This window comes from Paenibacillus baimaensis (assembly GCF_025567575.1).
This window is the reverse complement of record NZ_JAOQIO010000095.1, coordinates 98,915-118,883: the sequence shown is the minus strand read 5'-3', so window position 1 is coordinate 118,883 and position 19,969 is coordinate 98,915. Positions and strand designations below refer to the sequence as shown.

Sequence of the window (19,969 nt, the reverse complement as noted above, 5' to 3'; positions counted from 1 at the left end):
CCAGATTTATTTCAGGAGGGGAACGGACAGTCATGAAAGCAACTCAAACTACGGTTCGTCGTCGACTATTTGTGGCACTTATTATTGGCACTTTTTTGTTCATAGCTTTGATCATAAGGCTTGGTTTTGTTCAAATATGGTTAGGGCCGGAGTTATCCGGAAAAGCTGAGGATTCGTGGCGCCGCAATATTCCTTTTGCAGCCAAACGGGGTGAGATTCTGGACCGAAACGGGGTACAGCTTGCCTATAATATCAGTTCACCAACGGTAATGGCCATTCCGGCACAAATCAAAGATGCCAAGTCTGTAGCAGCCCAGCTTGCCTCTACGCTTCAGCTGAACGAGGAGGCGCTGCTTAAACAGATTACACAAAGGCAATTAATTGTACGTATCCAACCGGGAGGCCGGAAGATTACTCAGGAAAAGGCTCAGGAAATTCGTTCTCTGAATCTTCCGGGTATCGTGGTTGCAGAGGACAATAAGCGGTACTATCCTTTTGGACAACTTGCCGCACATATTCTTGGGTTTACCGGCATTGATAATCAAGGTCTAACGGGCATAGAATTAAAATATGATAAACCTTTGACCGGATTGGGTGGAAGCATATCATTTTTGGCTGATGCAGCAGGCAGGCAAATGCCAAATTCAACAGACGCTTATGTGAAACCACGCGATGGGATGAATCTGCAGCTGACTGTGGATAGCCATATTCAATCCGTACTGGAGCGCGAGCTTGATCAGGCCATGGTGAAATATCAGGCGGAGCATGCAATTGCTATCGTGATGGATCCGAATAACGGTGAAATCCTGGCGATGGGAGGAAGACCCGGTTACGATCCCGGCAGTTTTCGTGAGTTTCCCAAAGAGAGCTATGACCGTAATCTGCCGATCTGGATGACTTATGAGCCTGGCTCGACTTTCAAAATTATTACATTGGCAGCTGCTTTAGAAGAGAAAAAGGTTAATTTGAATGAATCTTTTTATGATCCTGGCTACATTGAGGTTGCCGGTGCGAGATTGCGATGCTGGAAACGGGGCGGTCACGGAAGCGAGACCTTCTTGCAAGTCGTAGAAAACTCATGCAATCCCGGTTTTGTTGTAATGGGCCAGAGGCTTGGTAAGGAAAAGCTGTTCGATTATATTTCGAAGTTCGGCTTCGGTACCAAAACCGGGATTGATCTCGGTGGCGAAGAGAATGGTATTATGTTCAAAATGTCGCGTGTCGGCCCGGTCGAATTAGCTACGACAGCATTTGGTCAAGGGGTATCGGTAACTCCAATTCAACAGATTACAGCGGTTTCGGCAGCGATCAATGGGGGGAAGCTTTTCAAGCCATTTGTTGCAAGAGGCTGGTATCAGCCGGGCAGCAGTCAGATGATTGATCAGGTACAACCGGAGCTGGTCAGGCAGGTTATATCGGAAGCAACCTCCAAGCAGGTTAGAGAAACACTGGAAAGTGTGGTTGCAAACGGAACCGGACGCAATGCATTTATTGAAGGCTATCGGGTTGGCGGGAAAACCGGAACAGCGCAAAAGGTTGTTAATGGCCGTTATTCCGCAACGGATCATATCGTTTCTTTTATAGGATTTGCACCTGCCGATGATCCCAAAATTGTTGTTTATGCCGCCGTGGATAATCCGCAAGGACTTCAGTTCGGTGGCTTGATAGCAGCTCCTCTTGTCAAAAGTATTATGGAGGACACTCTTCGTTATATGCAGGTGCCTGAGCGAAAGGACCAAATGGAGAAGAAATACGTATATGGCGATACCCGTTTGGTTGAGGTTCCCAATGTTATTGGAATGAGCATTACGGATATATATGAAAATCTGAATTCGAACTTCCTGCTTGCCAAATCAGGGGTTGGCTCCTATGTGGTCAATCAGGTTCCGAAGGCAGGTGCCAAGCTGGAGCAAGGCTCTACGATCCGCATTTATTTATCGGAAACTGCTCCTCCTCCTCAAGTAAGTAATTAAATAACGACAATTTAAAAAAGAGGCTTTTCAGCAGCACTTTTTTTGTCCATAATAGATACCATGTGTAAAAAATGGAGGGAAGCTCATGCAGCTGAACGAACTGGCTTCGCAGCTTGCGGTTAGCCGTATTGACGGTGATGAAGAAACGGTATTCAGCGGCTTACAAATGGATTCCCGGCGAGTACAGCCGGGTGATTTATTTTTCTGCATTCGAGGTTTAGTTGATGATGGACATCTTTTTGCAGCCAAGGCCGCTCAGCAAGGAGCGGTTGCTTTGGTTGTTGAGCATGATGTCGATGTCGATATCCCTAAGCTGATTGTTAAGGATTCACGTTACGCCATGGCATTAATCGCCAATCACTATTATGGATATCCAAGCCGCAATATGAAAGTCATCGGTATAACAGGCACGAATGGTAAAACCACGACTACCTACCTTTTGGAAAAAATCTTGAGCAGTCAAGGACATTCGACTGGACTCATGAGCAACATCGAAGTAAAAATAGGTGACAGGACGATACCGAATAATGGAACGAATACACAGGAGTCCTTGAATCTGCAGCGTATTATGGCTGAGATGCAGGCAGTGGAAACCGAGTTCTGCATCATGGAGGTAACTTCCCAAGGTCTTGATTTGGGAAGGGTGAAGGGCACCAGCTTTCGAACTGCGATATTCACGAACTTAACCCAGGATCATCTGGACTATCACGGATCCATGGAAAGCTACAAGGCCTCTAAGGGGTTGTTATTCTCGGGACTTGGCAATGCATTTTCGGCGGCTCCGGAAGAGCAGCATTACGCGGTGCTTAACGCCGATGATTCGGCAAGTGAGGATTTCGTCAAGCTGACTGCTGCACAAATCATAACCTATGGGATCAAGCAGAACGCGGATGTACGGGCTGAGGCCATTGAAATCACTTCCAAAGGGACTCGTTTCCGCTGTACGACATTTCTTGGAACCGTTGATTTGCATACTCCACTTGTTGGTGAATTCAATGTGTATAATTGTTTGGCTGCTATAACAGCAGCACTGCTAGAAGGTATTTCACTGGAAGCTATCAAGCAGAGTCTGGAATCGATTGCTGTTGTTGAAGGGCGAATGGAAGTTGTGGATGAGGGGCAAGACTTTCTGGTTCTTGTTGATTATGCCCATACACCGGATGGTTTGGAAAATGCACTATCTACCATCTCCCAATTTGTAGAAGGTCAGATTCATTGCGTCTTCGGCTGTGGCGGTGATCGGGATCGCCTTAAACGACCTGTTATGGGCAAAGTTGCTGCCCGGTACAGTGATTATTTATATGTGACCTCTGATAACCCGCGTAAGGAAGATCCGCAAAGTATTTTGCTAGATATTGTACCAGGGCTTCTGGAAGTTGATTTTCCAGGCGAACGCTATCAGCTTATAGCTGACCGCAGAGCTGCTATTGATCTGGCGATTGCCAACGCTGTTCCAGGAGATGTTGTATTGATAGCGGGCAAGGGTCATGAAACCTATCAGGATATTAACGGGATCAAGCATGATTTTGATGATCGCCTGGTTGCCAAAGAAGCGATAAGGGGAAGAAGCCATGATTAAACGTACTTACTCCCAGATCGCAGCGATGTGTGAAGGTATTGCTAGCAGCGACATCAGCATAACTGATATGCAGATTAGCGGGGTTTCCAAAGATACCCGCACTATTCAGTGGGGTAATCTCTATGTGCCTTTAATAGGTGAGTCTTTCGATGGACATCGATTTGTTGAAGAGGCTATGAGCCAAGGGGCGGTTGCATCGTTATGGCAAAATGATCACGAGCATCCTCCAACTGGCGTTCCATTAATTTTTGTTGACGATACATTGGCATCTCTGCAAACACTGGCAAAATCCTATCTCTCGCAGTTGAATGTGCGAATCGTGGGGATTACTGGAAGCAATGGAAAGACAACGACAAAGGATATGACGGCATCCGTTTTGGCGACTACGTATAAGGTGCACAAAACGATTGGTAATTATAACAATCATATCGGGTTACCCTTCACTCTTCTTCAGTTAGAGGAGGATACCGAAATCGTTGTACTCGAAATGGGGATGAGTAATCGTGGTGAAATCCAGTTCTTGTCTGAGCTTACCGAACCGGAAATTGCTATTATTACAAATATCGGCGAAGCTCATCTGCTGCAGCTGGGTACTCGAGAAGAAATCGCGAGAGCGAAGACGGAAATCGTAGCAGGCTTGCAGACAGGGGGTACGTTGATATATAACGGTGATGATCCGCTGATCGAAGCGGTTTTACCAGAATGGGCGCAGCATCGTGGCGCGGAGCAAGGATTAGATTTCAACACAGTCACCTTCGGAACTCGGCCAGAAAATGATTTTACACCTGAGCGGGTCCTCATGGATGCAACTGGAACTCACTTTCAGATTAGCGGATTAGACATCGATTTTTACATTCCTGTGCTTGGCTCGCATAATGTGGTAAATGCACTTGCTGCGCTAGCGGTCGGTATGTACTTTGATATTCCGCATGCTGTTATTGCCGAAGGCTTGCGAGCAAGCGTAATGACGGGAATGCGTATCGAGCTTACGAAAACTCCGTTAGGACTGACAGTTTTGAATGATGCTTATAATGCAAGTCCGTCTTCGATGAAGGCGGCTCTTCATTTACTGCAAGAGCTTCAGGGCTACACTCATAAAATCGTTGTCTTGGGCGACATGTTGGAGCTTGGTGAACGAGAGGTTGAATTTCATCGGGAAATAGGTCAAATGCTTGACCCCAACAAAATCGATCGTGTTTTTACGTATGGGACATTGACCAAGCATGTAGCGGAGCAAGCTGCCCGTGTCTATAACCCCGAAGGTGTAACACATTTTGACGATAAAAGCCAGCTCGCACAGGCAATTGCAAACTACGCCACACCGAACGATGTCGTGCTTGTAAAAGGGTCTCGGGGAATGAAGCTGGAACAAATCGTGGCGGAGCTGACCCTCCCAAAGGTTTAACCCTCCCAAACCCTCCCTTGTAGGGAGGGCTCCAAAGGGCTTGGCCCTCTGGACTCCCCTGGTTGGTACGCGAACTGTTGTGTTCTCGGAGCGCTTTCGTCCCTGCGGGACACGCTTGGGTTGGGTAGGTAGGGTACGATGGCATATAAACTTTGGATTTATCGGGGCGCTTTTCGTCCCTGCGGGACACGCTTGGGTTGGAGAGTAGGGTTCGATCACACATTAAAAGGGGTTAAAACTACTTCACGTTCATTAGATAGGTGTAGAGACTTTCGTTTCTACGGAATACGCTTTACATTGGTTAATAAACATAGTAATCTTCTTAAGGCGCATATGAACAATGATTCTCACAGCTAAGAGCTTTCTGAACAAGGTTAACTCCAATAGTTAAGCGTGTCCCGAAGGGACGAAAGCGATCCGAATAAAGTAAAGTCTGCCAATATCGTAAATCCAACTCCCAAGTCAAGCGTGTTCCATAGGAACAAAGCGGCCCGAGAACAGAGCAGTCTGCATACGGCAAGGGAGTCCAGAGGGCAGCGCCCTTTGGAGCCCTCCCTATAGGGAGGGTTTGGGAGGGTAATCCCCCTTTGCGGCAGCAAAAAATGTGAGTTCAAAGAGCGACAGCTCTATGTTATCTAGTTTATATGAAAAAAAGTTGTCCAGAGGGCAAAGCCCTATGGAGCCCTCCGCTCGGAGGGTGGGAAGGAGTAATGGTTGTGGATTTTAACGTGGTCATGATTACATTGGGGGCATCTTTTTTACTTGCCGTCATTTTGGGGCCATTATGCATACCTTTATTAAAGAGGCTGAAATTCGGTCAGCAAATTCGGACAGATGGTCCTCAGGGACATCTGAAAAAAGCCGGAACACCGACAATGGGAGGCATTATTATTTTGCTGGCGCTCTCGTTAGCGGTATTGCGTTTTGCTGACACTAGCACGGAGATGGTCATCCTGCTGGTCGCCACGTTAGGGTATGGATTGGTTGGATTTATGGATGATTATATAAAAATTATTTTGAAACGTTCGTTGGGACTCACTGCCAGACAAAAGCTGCTTGGACAATTGATTGTATCTGTAATTGTCTGTATCCTGCTTTACAAGCTGGGGTTCAGCACGGATGTTCGAATTCCATTTCTTCATTATACAATCTCAATGGGCTGGCTCTACTTCCCATTCGTGGCAGTGATGATGCTTGGAACATCCAATGCGGTGAATTTCACCGACGGTCTTGATGGGTTGCTTGCAGGAACCAGTGCAGTGGCATTTGGTGCTTATGCCATTATAGCCATGAACAGTACACTGCCGGACGTAGCGATTTTTTGCGCTGCAATGGTTGGGGCGGTTCTGGGCTTCCTCGTATTTAATACACATCCTGCGAAAGTGTTCATGGGGGATTCCGGGTCACTGGGTATCGGAGGTGGATTAGCGCTTGTGGCAGTGCTGACGAAATCGGAGATTTTGTTGATAGTGGTCGGCGGCGTATTTGTAGTCGAGGTGCTGTCCGTTATTATTCAAGTCGTTTCCTTTAAAACAAGGGGAAAACGCGTATTCAAAATGAGTCCGATCCATCACCATTTTGAATTGGTTGGCTGGTCAGAGTGGCGGGTAGTCGTTACATTTTGGACAGTTGGCATTATATTGGCGGCAATTGGACTTTATATAAATGAGGTGTTATAGCAAATGAAGCATCCGCAGGCATATCGTAATCAGCAGGTAGTAATTCTTGGCTTGGCGCTTAGCGGCGTAGCTGTTGCCAAGCTGTTTCATGAGCTTGGAGCTATTGTGACTGTCAATGATAAAAAAGAGCGTGACCAGTGCCCTGAGGCCGATGAATTAACGGCTCTGGGTATTTCTGTTATTTGCGGAGGTCATCCCGAGTCCTTGATCCATAAGGATGTGAGACTGATTGTCAAAAATCCGGGCATTCCCTATACGATAGAACCAATGAAAAAGGCTGAACAGCTTGGAATTGAGGTTGTTACAGAGGTTGAGGTTGCTTACCAGGTATGTACGGCACCTATGATCTGCATAACAGGCTCTAACGGTAAAACGACGACTACGACATGGATCGGCCTTATGCTGGAGAAAGCGGGCTTAAAGCCGATTGTAGCAGGTAATATTGGGCGTGCTTTGACTGAAGCCGCACTTGAGGCCGAGCCGGATAACCATATGGTCGTAGAGCTAAGCAGCTTTCAGCTAAAAGGTACACAGGATTTTCATCCGAAGATCGCTTGTTTATTAAATGTATACGAAACGCACCTTGACTATCATGGCTCGATGGAAGATTATATCGCATCCAAAGCCAAGCTTTTCGCTAATCAGACTGCAGAGGATACAGCCATATTGAATTGGGATGATCCGATTTGCCGCCGTTTGGCTTCTGAGGTGAAAGCATCGGTGCTGCTCTTTTCCATGACAGAGCAGTTGGATTATGGTGTCTATGTACAGGCACACGCTGCGGTTGAGCAAGAAGTAACGAATCTACACAATGAATCGAAGGGGTCAGAGGACAAGCATATTGTTTATCGTGATCGTAATGGAATCGTTCATCCGATCATTGCGGTGAAGGACATCGGCATTCCGGGCAGCTTTAATGTGGAAAATGCTCTTGCTGCCGCATGTGCAGCATTGACACTCGATGTACCGTTTGCTGTCATTGAAGAAGAGCTTAGAAATTTCCGTGGCGTAGAGCATCGTCTGGAGCATGTGGCGACGCACAATGAGGTGCTTTTTTATAACAATTCGAAGGCAACGAATTCTACAGCTACGATCCGGACCATTGAGTCCTTTGAACAGGACGTCATTCTAATAGCCGGTGGGTTGGATCGGGGCTCTGATTATATGGAACTGTTTCAGATTTTCCAGGAGCGGGTAAAGGGATTAGTCGCAATTGGAGAGACAAAGTATAAAATTGTGGAAATTGCCAAGCTGGCAGGCATGAGTCGGATCAAAATAGTCGATACTGGCAAGCAAGCGAAGGATGCTATTGCGGAAGCCGTACGCGAGGCAGCAGCCATGGCGAAGCCAGGAGATGTTGTGCTGCTATCACCCGCATGCGCCAGTTGGGATATGTTTACTTCCTACGAAGAGCGAGGAAGCATGTTTAAGCAGTCTGTGCATACCCTGTAAAGTAGGGTGGTATACAAGCCTACCCTACCATTTTACTGGGTAAGAGGTGGCACTTATGGTGAAATCGCGGTCTGCTCCGGATATGCTAATGCTTATGTGCACGTTGATTCTATTGACAATTGGCGTGGTAATGGTTTACAGTGCCAGCGCTGTGCTGGCATTTCATGAATTCGGTGACTGGTACTATTATTTAAAAAGGCAGCTCTTGTTCGCTGTTCTTGGTGTTGTGGCGATGCTGTTCACGATGAACGTTGATTATGGACTGTGGAAAAAGCATGCCCGTTTGATTCTGATCATGTGCTTTGTGATGCTGGCTGCGGTATTAATACCCGGTGTGGGTGTTGTTCGGGGAGGCGCGCGAAGCTGGCTGGGGATTGGCTCTTTTGGTATTCAGCCTTCTGAGTTTATGAAAATGGGTATGATTTTATTCTTGTCCAAGCTGTTGACCGATCGACAAAATAAGATTGCCTTGTTCACGGAAGGACTTTTGCCTCCACTAGGCTTGGTCGGACTGGCATTTGGGCTTATTATGCTGCAGCCGGATCTTGGAACCGGAGTCGTGCTGATGGGTGCAGCGCTGCTCATTATTTATGCGTCAGGTGCCCGATTGCTGCATTTGTCCTACTTGGGCATGGCTGGGCTTGTTGGCTTCGTTGGACTTATTATCGCTGCTCCTTACCGCTTGCAGCGGATTACAGCATTTCTGGATCCGTGGGCGGATCCGCTTGGGGCAGGATATCAGGCGATTCAATCCTTATATGCTATAGGGCCTGGAGGCTTTGTAGGACTCGGTCTTGGCATGAGTAGGCAAAAATATAGTTACTTGCCGGAGCCGCAAACCGATTTTATTTTCTCAATTATTGCCGAGGAGCTTGGTTTCATAGGTGGCGGTTGTGTGCTGATCTTGTTTTTGCTGCTTCTGTGGCGTGGAATGCGTACTGCGATTACGGCTCCAGACATGTTTGGAAGCCTGCTTGCAACGGGCATCGTCGGAATGATTGCTGTCCAGGTGATCATCAATATTGGCGTTGTGATCGGGATGTTCCCGGTAACTGGTATTACCTTGCCGTTGATCAGCGCTGGAGGCTCATCCTTGACACTGATGCTGACCTCCATTGGTATCTTACTTAATATTTCCCGCTATGCGAGGTGAGTGAAAGCTATGAAGAAAATTGTATTCACCGGAGGCGGTTCAGCTGGCCATGTGACGCCCAATTTGGCTATTATCGCCAAGCTGAAGCTGCAGGGTTGGGATATTCAATATATCGGCTCGCAGCAGGGAATTGAGCGGGAAATTATCGGTCAAGAGGGAATCCCTTTTCATCCGATTGCATCCGGCAAGCTGCGCAGATATTTTGATTTCAAAAATATGAAGGACCCGTTTAATGTTATTCGTGGGGTTGGTCAAGCTTACAGGCTTTTACGAAAGTTGAAACCTGACGTTGTTTTCTCCAAGGGTGGATTCGTTTCCGTTCCTGTCATATTGGCCAGTAAGCTGAACCGGATTCCTATAATTATTCATGAATCAGATATGACACCCGGCCTTGCCAACAAAATTTCGCTGCCTTTTGCTGATCAGGTATGTGTGACGTTTCCAGAGTCTCTCAAGCATATTAAAGGGAACAAAGCGATTTGTACGGGCTTACCGATTCGTGAGCATATTTTACTTGGGAATGCGATGAAGGGCCTGCAGCTGTGCGACTTTCATCAGCAAAAACCGATTCTTCTTGTCATGGGAGGAAGTCTGGGAGCTCAGAGAATCAATAGTGTTGTTCGAGCTGCACTGGATGTGCTGCTTCAGAGCTATCAGATCGTTCATCTGTGCGGTAAAGGCCATGTGGATGAGGCTTTCCAAGGCAGAAGAGGCTACAGGCAGTTTGAATATCTGAATGAGGATCTGCCAGATGTGCTCGCCATGACGAATCTGGTCGTATCCCGGGCAGGAGCTACCTCCATATTTGAATTTTTGGCATTGGAAAAACCGATGCTGCTCATCCCATTGACAAAGCAAGCAAGCCGGGGAGATCAAATTTTAAATGCAGGCTCGTTTCAATCTATGGGGTACGGTGAAATTTTGTTTGAAGAGCAATTAACCGCTGATACATTAATCCAGAGTATTGAGCTTCTCCATTTAAATCAAGAGAAATATGTAGAAAAAGCTAAAGAAGCGAAGCATATTAATGGGACCGACGCTATTATTAAACTAATCAAGAAGGCCGCTCATGCTGCAGATTGACAAAACGATCTGGGCATTTGTCACACTCTATCCGATCTTACATAAACTACACTATAACCGTGACAGACACTCGGTGAAGCGGCAAACAGCTAGCGCAAGCCTATATAGGGTTCAGAGGTGCTTACTGAATTGTTCTTTGCGAATGCGGCAGCTAGCCGTTACCTGCGAAGCCCGGAGTTCTGTGAAGGAGGTTTTCCCATGCAACAGGTCATTTCGTTATTGCAAAGCGGTGCGTTCGGTAAATGTTTTTTGAACGAACCCCTTGCCCCTCATACCACTTGGAAAATCGGAGGACCAGCCGATATTCTGTTAATCCCCCGCAACCGTGAGCAGCTAATTGATGCCGTGAAGCTGATGCATGCCCATCAGATTCCCTGGAACATTCTCGGTCGCGGCTCCAATGTGCTCATTGCCGACAAAGGGATTCGCGGCGTTGTTATTAAGCTGGGTCCCGCTCTGGAGACACTTCGGTTTGAGGGTGAGACGGTTTATGCCGGTGCGGCTTATTCATTTATCAAGCTATCCGTCATAACTGGCAAGGAAGGACTGACCGGGTTGGAGTTCGCTAGTGGTATTCCAGGGACAGTGGGAGGCGCCATCTACATGAACGCCGGAGCTCACGGATCTGATGTGTCACGCATACTTTTAAGAGCTGAAGTGCTGCTTTCGACAGGAGAGCTGGTCACCATGCAGATGGCCGATTTTGAATACACCTATCGACATTCAATCTTGCATCATCAGCCGGGTATTATCATTGAAGCCGTATTCGGACTGAAGACAGGGGATCGCAAGGAGATTGCAGAAGCGATGGCTTCTTACAAGGAACGCCGCTTACGTACACAACCGCTGCAACTGGCATGTGCAGGCAGTGTGTTCCGCAATCCACCTGGGCAATTTGCAGCGAGATTGATTGAAGAGGCGGGTCTCAAGGGATTCAAGATCGGTGGAGCCGAGGTTTCACCGCTGCATGCCAATTTCATTGTCAACACGGGGCAAGCGACAGCTCATGACGTGCTCACCCTCATCGAACATGTTCAGCAGTGCGTCATGGAAGCTTATGGCGTAAAGCTGGTTACCGAGGTTCTGGTGGTGGGGGAGCGGTAAATCGGAGGTGGGACTTTGGAAAAGTTGGTTATCGAAGGTGGGAGACCTCTGTCGGGAGCCATCAAAATTCATGGTGCGAAAAATGCGGCGCTGCCCATATTAGCAGCAGGCATGATGGCAGAAGGAACGTTTAGCATATTGAACGTACCCGATTTGTCAGATATTCAGGTCATGCTGAGCATTCTTCGCGCACTGGGCTGTCGTACGGAGCATCAAGGTGATACGGTAACCGTAAATTCATCCACAGCACAATCCTATCACATCCCGGAAAGCCAGATGAGCCAGATGAGATCTTCGATTTTTTTGATGGGCCCTTTATTGGCACGCTTTGGTCGTGTTCAAGTCTATCAACCAGGCGGATGTGCCATAGGAGAAAGAAAAATAGATTTACACCTGCGGGGACTTGCCGCTTTAGGAGCAACGATTGAGGAAACTGGTGGGAATACCATCATTTGTACGGCTAAAGAGTTAATAGGCGCTGAGATCGCACTCGACTTTCCAAGTGTAGGAGCAACAGAAAACATTATGATGGCTGCAGCTATGGCCAAGGGCATGACGACCATTTCCAATGCGGCCAGAGAACCGGAGATTCAGGATCTGCAAAATTTCCTGAACGCCATGGGTGCCCAGATTATAGGCGCTGGCACTGACACGATCACGATTGAAGGGGTATCGGTGCTGACCCCATGTACTTATCGTATTATTCCCGACCGAATCGTAGCCGGAACCCTTATGATTGCTGCTGCTGTCACGCGGGGAAACATCACATTGGAAAATGTATGCCCTGCACATTTAACATCAGCCATCCACGTACTAAAGCGTGCAGGTGTTCAAATCACGATTAACGGTGATATAATGAACGTAAGCTGTCTCGCAAGATCCAAATCGATAGAGCGAATTATTACATCCCCCTATCCTGCATTTCCGACAGACCTGCAATCACAGATTATGGTGCTGCTTTCATTGGCAGATGGTTTAAGTATCCTCAAGGAAACTGTTTTTGAAGGAAGATTCAAGCATGTGGCTGAACTGGCTCGCATGGGAGCTGATATTCGGGTTGATTGGAATTCAGCATTTATTCGGGGTGTACCGAGATTATATGGAGCTACTGTAGAAGCTACCGACTTACGGGCTGGAGCAGCGCTCGTTATAGCAGGCCTGGCCGCTCATGGAACTACGATCATTGAACAGATTCATCATATTGATAGAGGCTATGATCGGATTGAGCATATGTTGAGCTCTCTGGGCGCCAACATTCTTCGAACAACACCTGTACCAACGGAATAATCACTGTCTATGATTATTATGACCATTGCCGCTGAAATATCCCTCTTCTGTTAGCAGAACGGAGATGTTCGGCGGTTTACATAGTGAAAGCATGTCCTCTCATAGGATTTCGGATAAAATAGAAAGAATGCTTACGAAGTCAGTTTTCCTGAAGGAAAACTAAGATTATGCTTACGAAGCAGGCTTTCCCATAGGAAAGCCCTTAGGAGGTTACCCTTTGCAAGCAGAAGAAAGATTACCTGTCATCAAGAAGCCTAAGGTACGAGGCCGAGGCAGTAAAAGGCTGCTGGTGTTTTTATTGCTGTTTTTTATAACGTTGCTCTGCGTCTTGTTTTTCCAGTCCTCCTTGAGCAAAATCACCAAAATCGAAATAGAAGGGCAGGAGCTTTTAGCTCCCGAAGCTATTGGACAAGCCATTACTGTTAAGAACGGCGATCACTTTTTTTCACAATCCTCTGCCACTATTGCGAAGCAGGTCAGAGCTTTAAAAATGGTAGAGTCGGCTGAGGTGAGTAAACATTTTCCCGGACTTATTCATATACAGGTTCATGAGTTTCCCAAGGTCGCCTATCAGTTTGATCCAAACAATCAACCTCAGGCTATTTTGGCGGATGGCAGTGTGGTCAGTATTAGTACGCAAACGAACTTTGTTCTGGATAAGCCGATTCTTTCAGGGTGGGCTGATAGTGACCCTCTGAAGCTCAAGCTCTGTCAGGTTATTGCCAGCTTGGATCCATCTTATTTAGCGGATATTTCTGAAATTAAACCAGATCCTACAGAATCCTATCCGGATCGAATTAAAATGTATACGCGTTCCAAATTTGAAGTGATTACGGTTATTAGTTATTTACCGGACAAGCTTCAATATTTAGACTCCTACATTGCAAATCTAAAGGAAAATAAAATCAATACAGGCGTACTCAAGCTTCTCGAAGCTGATACTCATGCACCGTTTGATACGCCAGCAGGTAAAGATACAAGTAAAATCGACAAAAAAACACAATCTGTTACACCTGCTCCAAATAATCCAAAAAAAGATGTACCTAAAGATGTACCTAAAGATACACAAAAACGTCCTTAAAGCCAGCAAATAGGACTTAAGGCTAAGAAAATAAGAGAAAATGCTTCTATTCACTCTACTCATTCTGAACAATTAATGATAGAATGATCTCTATGGGTATTTTTACACTCTATCAATCTAACTAATGAATTTTTTTTGAAAAAGAGGGAAAATCCCAATCGTGTTGAATAAGTACAGAAGATTTCATTTCGTTAATTTACAATTAATTATCAAATCAAACTCAAAAAAATGAAGCTCAAATCAATTTTAAGCCACAGGAGGTGCCAAGGGGTTGAGCAGCAATGACATCATTGTTAGTTTGGACATCGGTACATCCAAAGTTCGTGCTATTATTGGCGAAGTCGTTAACGGCGCCATTAATATAATAGGAGTTGGATCAGCCGACTCGGAAGGTATTCGCAAAGGAGCCATTGTCGATATTGACCAAACCGTTCAATCAATTCGCAATGCGATTGATCATGCAGAACGAATGGTAGGTATTCAAATAACAGAGGTTTACGTTGGGATTTCCGGGAGTCATATTTCTTTGCAAACCAGTCACGGCGTTGTAGCCGTATCCAATGAAGATCGCGAAATTGGAGACGAAGATATCGAGCGTGTGATTCAAGCAGCCAAAGTCATTCCTTTAGCTCCTGAACGGGAAATTATTGGCGTCGTTCCTAATCAATACTTGGTTGATGGTCTAGATGAAATTCATGATCCACGCAGTATGATTGGTGTTCGTTTGGAAGTACAAGCAACCATCATTACTGGAGCGAAGACAGCTATACATAATTTACTTCGTGTAGTTGAAAAATCCGGAGTAAAGGTTTCCGGACTTATCCTGATGTCTTTGGCTGCAGGTCACCTGTCTTTATCCAGAGACGAAAAAGCAGTCGGTACCGTGCTAGTAGATATTGGTGCGGGACAAACGACGATTGCTATCTTTGAACAAAACAATTTGGTAGCTACCTCGACCTTGCCTATCGGCGGTGAGTATATAACGAATGATATTTCCATAGGTCTGCGGACACAAGCGGATATTGCCGAGAAAATTAAGCTTAAATTTGGCTGTGCTGTCATCGAGGATGCAGCTGCTGATCAAGTATTTAAGGTAAATCGGATTGGAAGCAATGTGGACAAGGAGTTCTCGCAAATTGACTTGGCAAATATCGTTGAGCCTCGTGTTCAAGAAATTTTTCATTTAATTGGTTTAGAGGTACAACGTCTTGGGTATATGGAGTTACCAGGAGGTTATGTGCTTACGGGCGGAACACTCTCGATGCCGGGTATGTTGGCGATTGCTCAGTCTGAGCTAGCTACTTCCGTACGTATTGCCGTGCCTGATTTTATCGGCGTTCGTGATCCTTCTTACACTAGCGGCGTAGGAATCATACAATATGCCTGCAAATATTTGAGAACTACGAAACAATCGGCAGGCTCGGCTAAGAAATCCGTAACTAAAAAACCAGCTGCAGCTAGCAATAATGAGAACAAACCTTCGGTTATGGAGCGTTTCAAAAATTGGCTGAGCGAATTTATTTAGATGGGATTTCGAGCTAGTGAAGCTCAATGAGGAGGAAAATAACAGCTATGTTTGAATTTGATATGGACATGGACCAGCTTGCAAAAATAAAAGTAATTGGTGTTGGCGGTGGAGGAAGTAATGCCGTTAACCGAATGATTGAAAACGGAGTCAAGGGTGTAGAGTTTATTACGGTAAACACCGACGCGCAAGCACTTCAATATTCCAAATCCGATCACAAGCTGCAAATCGGCGATAAACTGACACGCGGTTTGGGCGCGGGGGCTAATCCGGATGTTGGCAAGAAAGCGGCAGAGGAATCAAGAGAACATGTAATGAATACACTGAAAGGCGCCGATATGGTGTTCGTAACTGCGGGTATGGGCGGAGGAACGGGAACAGGTGCTGCACCCGTAATCGCCGAAATAGCCAAAGAATGCGGTGCGCTGACGGTAGGTGTAGTTACACGTCCTTTTACTTTTGAAGGCAGAAAGCGTGCAGCTCAGGCTGAGCAAGGAATTGCTGCCCTTAAAGAAAAGGTTGATACCCTGATCGTTATTCCTAACGATAGATTGCTGGAAATTGTAGACAAAAAAACACCGATGCTCGAAGCGTTCCGTGAGGCTGACAATGTGCTGCGTCAGGGTGTTCAAGGGATTTCGGATTTGATTGCTGTACCGGGGCTGATCAATCTGGACTTTGCGGATGTCAAGACGATCATGACGGAACGTGGGTCTGCTTTGATGGGAATCGGTGTGGCAACAGGTGAGAATCGTGCAGCTGAAGCTGCCAAAAAGGCGATTCAAAGTCCATTGCTCGAAACATCGATTGAAGGTGCGCGTGGGGTTCTGATGAATATTACGGGTGGAGCCAATCTTTCCTTGTACGAGGTTAATGAAGCTGCGGATATTGTAGCCTCAGCTGCGGATTTGGAAGTCAATATGATTTTTGGTGCCGTGATTGACGAGAAGTACAAGGAAGAAATTATGGTAACTGTAATTGCAACAGGTTTTGAGCATAAAGCAACGGCACAGCCTCCTGTGCGTAAGCCTTCGGGAATGTCTTCGCAGGCATCCGAACCCGTTGATAACCGTGTTAACAATTTACGTCCATTTGGTTCCCAACCTTCAAGTGATCAATTGGATATTCCGACTTTCTTACGTAACCGTGGGAAAAACAATAACGATAAATAAGGTTATCGTGCAAAATGACTTCGAGCTGATCGAAGTCATTTTTTTTTTGTTTCCTCCCCCCCTATAGGCTCCGGTCAGGAGCTTTTCTTATTTTCAGTAACTTTAGCATGCATGACTCAATCCAGTTCCAGGGGAGCAGTACTTTACTGAACAGCAAGAAATGGACTCCTTTTCCCATTGCATAACGTAGTTTGGGACGACGCAATCTCGAAATCCGAGCAATGGCATCAGCAATATATTGAGGATCGGCGCCATTATTGAGAGTACTTTTGGAATAATTCAGCACGGCGTCCAACTGATCCTGATAGGGTGAATGGGGAGAAGTGTGTATCGAATCGAAGCCTTTTTTCCAAATACTTGTTGGATACGCCCCGGGTTCAACCAGTACGACTTGCACGCCGAAGGGCTGCATTTCCAGACGGAGTGCCTCACTGAAACCCTCAACGGCAAATTTGGAGGCAACATAGGGGGCATACCCTGGAAAACCGACACGCCCGCTCACACTGCTAATATTAAAAATATGCCCACTTCGCTGCTGGCGCATATAGGGCAGTACAGCTTTGGTAACGGCGACCAAGCCGAAATAATTAATGTCCATTTGCTGCCGCCAAGCCTCGATAGGCACCTCCTCAATAAAACCACCTATCGCCAAACCAGCATTGTTGACGAGAATATCGATTCGGCCATAGCGCTCCTTAGTCTCGTTAATCACCTCTGATATTGTCCTATGGTCAGTTACATCCAATTGTACACAGTCAATCAGCAGTTCTACTTTGGCTGCTCTTGCTTGTTCCATCAACTGGCTTTGGTTGCTCAGGTCCCGCATGGAAGCGATGACACGATAACCCTTTTTGGCCATAGTGATTGAGATTAATAGGCCAAAGCCGCTCGAAGCACCGGTTATCAGGATAACAGGCTCAGACGAAGGAATCGAGGAGGGATGGTCAGCAGGTGAATGGATTGAGGTGTTCATAGCTCTAGACCCCTTCCTTTAAAATTTATACTTTTTCATGATAGGGACACCAATTCTATTAAGCACACTACCGAGCAGGGACCAGCCCCAACGCCGATAGCCTGGGAGATGCTGATCATAGATTGCCGTGTACTCAATGTCGGCAGCTGCGCCTCTGTTACGTTTAAACTGAGCCGCACCAGAGCTTTCATGCAGCAGATAGCCATGTTCCAGAGCCAGTCGAATAAGCAGGGCTGAGAGCATCCTGTACAGTCCTGTTGCTTGGGGCAGTTCCGTGTTGTAACCAAAGACGGGAGTCGTCATAATCCCCTCGCGGTTAAAATAACCAAGCACCGCATCGATGCGTCCCGACTCGATATGCCGAAGTGCATACAGGTTTAACAACCGTTCTTGTCTGGCCAAATCCAGAAAACGTTCGCTAAGCCAAGGGTTGCAGCGTGAATATTTATCCAGATAAAGTGCATTGTACAGATCTCTCAGTCTGGACATATCGACTTTTTTGAGTTCATCCGGATTTATCAATTCGTATCCATTTTTTTCGATTAAGCTATAATCGCGTTTGATGAGCCATCGTGCCTTGGAGGGTAAGCCACCCATTTGATCCGTAGGCAGCAGATAGATTTGCCGGCTTGGGATCATTTTACAGCCCTGTTTTGCTAATGATTCTAATTGTGCAGAAGTTGTTGTAGGGTTCAGTGAACGCCAGGCTAGTGAATGAGTCGGGAAACGTTTACTCATATAATCGACAATAGTCGTAAGTTGGAGGCTGGTCAAATTTACGTACAAATTAGTAGATAGCAGCCAATTGTTCATATGGACTGTTTGATTGATCCGTCCTAATCGTAATCCCAAACCTACTGTATTCAATAGGGCTGCCAGAATCGTCTCAATTACAGGCTGCTGCAGCAAGGCAAGCTCTTGCTTGGCATAGGTGACATAGTGAGTATAAGGTGAGCACACATAGCAATTATCGTATTCCTGATCATTAACAGTAAAGGGAATTACGATATTATCGATAAGGAGAACCCAAAGCTCGGTTGTCACATTTTCTATGAAAGCTGTGGGAGAATGACTTAGTAATGGGAGTAGATACCGTTTAGCATAACTTCCTTGCTCAGTATCGGGCCATTGCAGCTGATGAATGGTCTCGTGATTATAGATTTGAATGGCTGGATTCAATGGAGAATCTCCTTTCCACCCGGCGTAATTTTCTTGTTCCAGGTACTATGGTCTCGTAGGGAGTCATGAGGATGTTCGGTTTCTTGCAATTCATCCGGATAAATAAGGTTTCTAATGCTAGTTGAACGGTCGAATATATGAAATCCATCGTGGTAGAAGTGTCGACAGCGAATTCCAGCGAAAGCTCGATCCGGTCGGGAGCAAGCTGCACAATATGATAAGCGACGGCAGTGGGAGCAGCACCCATGATGGTTCTAGTAATCAGATCGGGAAATACGGGAACAAGCTCCTGATGTACCGCATGAGGCAAATAAAATAAATCGTCACAGCGGCCCTCTACAACTTCTATACCTGTCATAAGGGAACCACACGGGCAAGGTCTTGAACGTTCAACCAGCAGATCGTTCAGCCTGTAACGGATGATGGGCTGAGCGAAACGTGTGAAGTCGGTCAAGATCGGAACGAACCTATGTTCACCATCAACAGATTCTTTTTGAAAAGCAACCATATCTTCATTCAGATGAAGGGTTCCATGAGCGCAAGTGGCTGCCAAGAAGCCTTCCGTACACTGATAAACCTGATGTATGGGCAGTTGAAAGACGGATTCGATATATTGCCGATCCAGTGGGTCGAGCACCTCGGCTACTGAAACCATTCGCTGCGGCTTGGCTATCAGCTTGCCCTGACGATAGGCATCCGCTAATAAGTGGAGTACGGAGGGAGGTGCAATCCAGAGATTGGGCAGATAAGTATTCAAGCGATAAATATGCTGCTGCATGGGCTCGATTAAATCAAAAAATTCAAAACGAAGCCTCGTCCCACTGACGGACCCATACAGGTTACTATTGGCTCTCAGAAAAAAAGCGATACGGTGTGAGGCAAGAAGGGAGCCTGGCAGAACCTTGGAGAGCACCCTCCCTGCCCAAGCATATTGCTCCTGCGGACTAACTACAAATAACCCTCTGTTTCCAGAGGTTCCAGAGGATAAGCCTATCGTAATCCCATTCAGCTGTGGTGTAAAGTCTCTTGTACTCTCTGCTTTCAGCGCCAAAGTAAAGGCTTCTTCCTTGCGGATACCCACTGTGTTCAAGCTATCGAAATGATCCATCATGATCTGCTTGTCAATAATAGGAAACTCCCGCCACTTGGATGTAGTGAGGCCGTTCCACAATTCCTGATAAAAGGCTGAGGACTCTCGAATAAGCTGTAAATGTGCTATCACTTTGGCTTCCTGCCACTCTTCAAAGGCACGGCGATTTGCCCATCTATGCAGATAACGATCAAGGAAATAGTGCCAGAGGACAGTCGCTTTGCGGTTCAGCAT

At 46.4% G+C, this 19,969-nt stretch carries 15 protein-coding genes; 12 read left to right on the top strand and 3 right to left on the bottom strand.

From position 1 onward, the window contains the following. Positions 1–32: 32 nt before the first annotated feature. From OB236_RS26755 to ftsZ, 12 genes are all read left to right on the top strand, one after another. Positions 33–1,973 carry a stage V sporulation protein D gene (locus OB236_RS26755; RefSeq protein ID WP_262686706.1) on the top strand — a complete coding sequence of 647 codons (1,941 nt, stop codon included), beginning with the start codon at positions 33–35 and terminating at the stop codon, positions 1,971–1,973. An 85-nt stretch (positions 1,974–2,058) separates the two neighbouring features. Further along, on the top strand, positions 2,059–3,552 hold the full coding sequence (locus tag OB236_RS26750) for a UDP-N-acetylmuramoyl-L-alanyl-D-glutamate--2,6-diaminopimelate ligase (protein ID WP_262686705.1): 1,494 nt from the start codon (positions 2,059–2,061) through the stop codon (positions 3,550–3,552). Then, positions 3,545–4,957: a UDP-N-acetylmuramoyl-tripeptide--D-alanyl-D-alanine ligase gene (locus OB236_RS26745; RefSeq protein ID WP_262686704.1), complete on the top strand. Its 1,413-nt coding sequence runs from the start codon at positions 3,545–3,547 to the stop codon at positions 4,955–4,957. Before OB236_RS26750 ends, OB236_RS26745 begins: the two co-directional genes overlap by 8 nt. A 716-nt stretch (positions 4,958–5,673) precedes the next feature. Next, positions 5,674–6,636 (top strand): phospho-N-acetylmuramoyl-pentapeptide-transferase, encoded by a 963-nt coding sequence (gene mraY / locus OB236_RS26740; RefSeq protein WP_262686703.1) that lies wholly within the window; start codon positions 5,674–5,676, stop codon positions 6,634–6,636. A gap of 3 nt (positions 6,637–6,639) precedes the next feature. Further along, the gene (murD, locus tag OB236_RS26735; RefSeq protein WP_262686702.1) at positions 6,640–8,088 is read left to right on the top strand and encodes a UDP-N-acetylmuramoyl-L-alanine--D-glutamate ligase; all 1,449 of its coding nucleotides are present in this window, start codon (positions 6,640–6,642) and stop codon (positions 8,086–8,088) included. Between the two features lie 55 nt (positions 8,089–8,143). Further along, a complete protein-coding gene (spoVE, locus tag OB236_RS26730) occupies positions 8,144–9,241 on the top strand; it encodes a stage V sporulation protein E (RefSeq protein ID WP_262686701.1) in 1,098 nt (365 codons plus the stop codon). 9 nt (positions 9,242–9,250) lie between these two features. Further along, positions 9,251–10,324 carry an undecaprenyldiphospho-muramoylpentapeptide beta-N-acetylglucosaminyltransferase gene (locus OB236_RS26725; RefSeq protein WP_262686700.1) on the top strand — a complete coding sequence of 358 codons (1,074 nt, stop codon included), beginning with the start codon at positions 9,251–9,253 and terminating at the stop codon, positions 10,322–10,324. Between the two features lie 198 nt (positions 10,325–10,522). After that, entirely contained in the window at positions 10,523–11,428 is a 906-nt protein-coding gene (murB, locus tag OB236_RS26720; protein WP_262686699.1) for a UDP-N-acetylmuramate dehydrogenase, read from the top strand. A gap of 15 nt (positions 11,429–11,443) precedes the next feature. Next, positions 11,444–12,715, top strand: a complete 1,272-nt coding sequence (gene murA, locus OB236_RS26715; protein WP_076227464.1) for a UDP-N-acetylglucosamine 1-carboxyvinyltransferase — start codon at positions 11,444–11,446, stop codon at positions 12,713–12,715. A gap of 217 nt (positions 12,716–12,932) precedes the next feature. Continuing rightward, positions 12,933–13,796, top strand: coding sequence for a cell division protein FtsQ/DivIB (locus tag OB236_RS26710; RefSeq protein ID WP_262686698.1), 864 nt, complete (start codon positions 12,933–12,935; stop codon positions 13,794–13,796). 271 nt (positions 13,797–14,067) lie between these two features. Next, the gene (gene ftsA / locus OB236_RS26705; protein ID WP_076227462.1) at positions 14,068–15,321 is read left to right on the top strand and encodes a cell division protein FtsA; all 1,254 of its coding nucleotides are present in this window, start codon (positions 14,068–14,070) and stop codon (positions 15,319–15,321) included. A 47-nt stretch (positions 15,322–15,368) separates the two neighbouring features. Then, entirely contained in the window at positions 15,369–16,493 is a 1,125-nt protein-coding gene (gene ftsZ / locus OB236_RS26700; protein WP_076227460.1) for a cell division protein FtsZ, read from the top strand. A 61-nt stretch (positions 16,494–16,554) separates the two neighbouring features. Here the strand turns inward: ftsZ and OB236_RS26695 are convergent, their stop codons facing one another. The 3 genes from OB236_RS26695 to OB236_RS26685 are packed head-to-tail and all read right to left on the bottom strand — an operon-like array spanning position 16,555 to position 19,969. Then, positions 16,555–17,466 carry an SDR family oxidoreductase gene (locus OB236_RS26695; protein ID WP_262686697.1) on the bottom strand — a complete coding sequence of 304 codons (912 nt, stop codon included), beginning with the start codon at positions 17,464–17,466 and terminating at the stop codon, positions 16,555–16,557. Between the two features lie 18 nt (positions 17,467–17,484). Continuing rightward, on the bottom strand, positions 17,485–18,645 hold the full coding sequence (locus tag OB236_RS26690) for a GNAT family N-acetyltransferase (protein ID WP_262686696.1): 1,161 nt from the start codon (positions 18,643–18,645) through the stop codon (positions 17,485–17,487). Then, positions 18,620–19,969 carry a F390 synthetase-related protein gene (locus OB236_RS26685; RefSeq protein WP_262686695.1) on the bottom strand — a complete coding sequence of 450 codons (1,350 nt, stop codon included), beginning with the start codon at positions 19,967–19,969 and terminating at the stop codon, positions 18,620–18,622. The genes OB236_RS26690 and OB236_RS26685 overlap by 26 nt, the downstream gene beginning before the upstream one ends.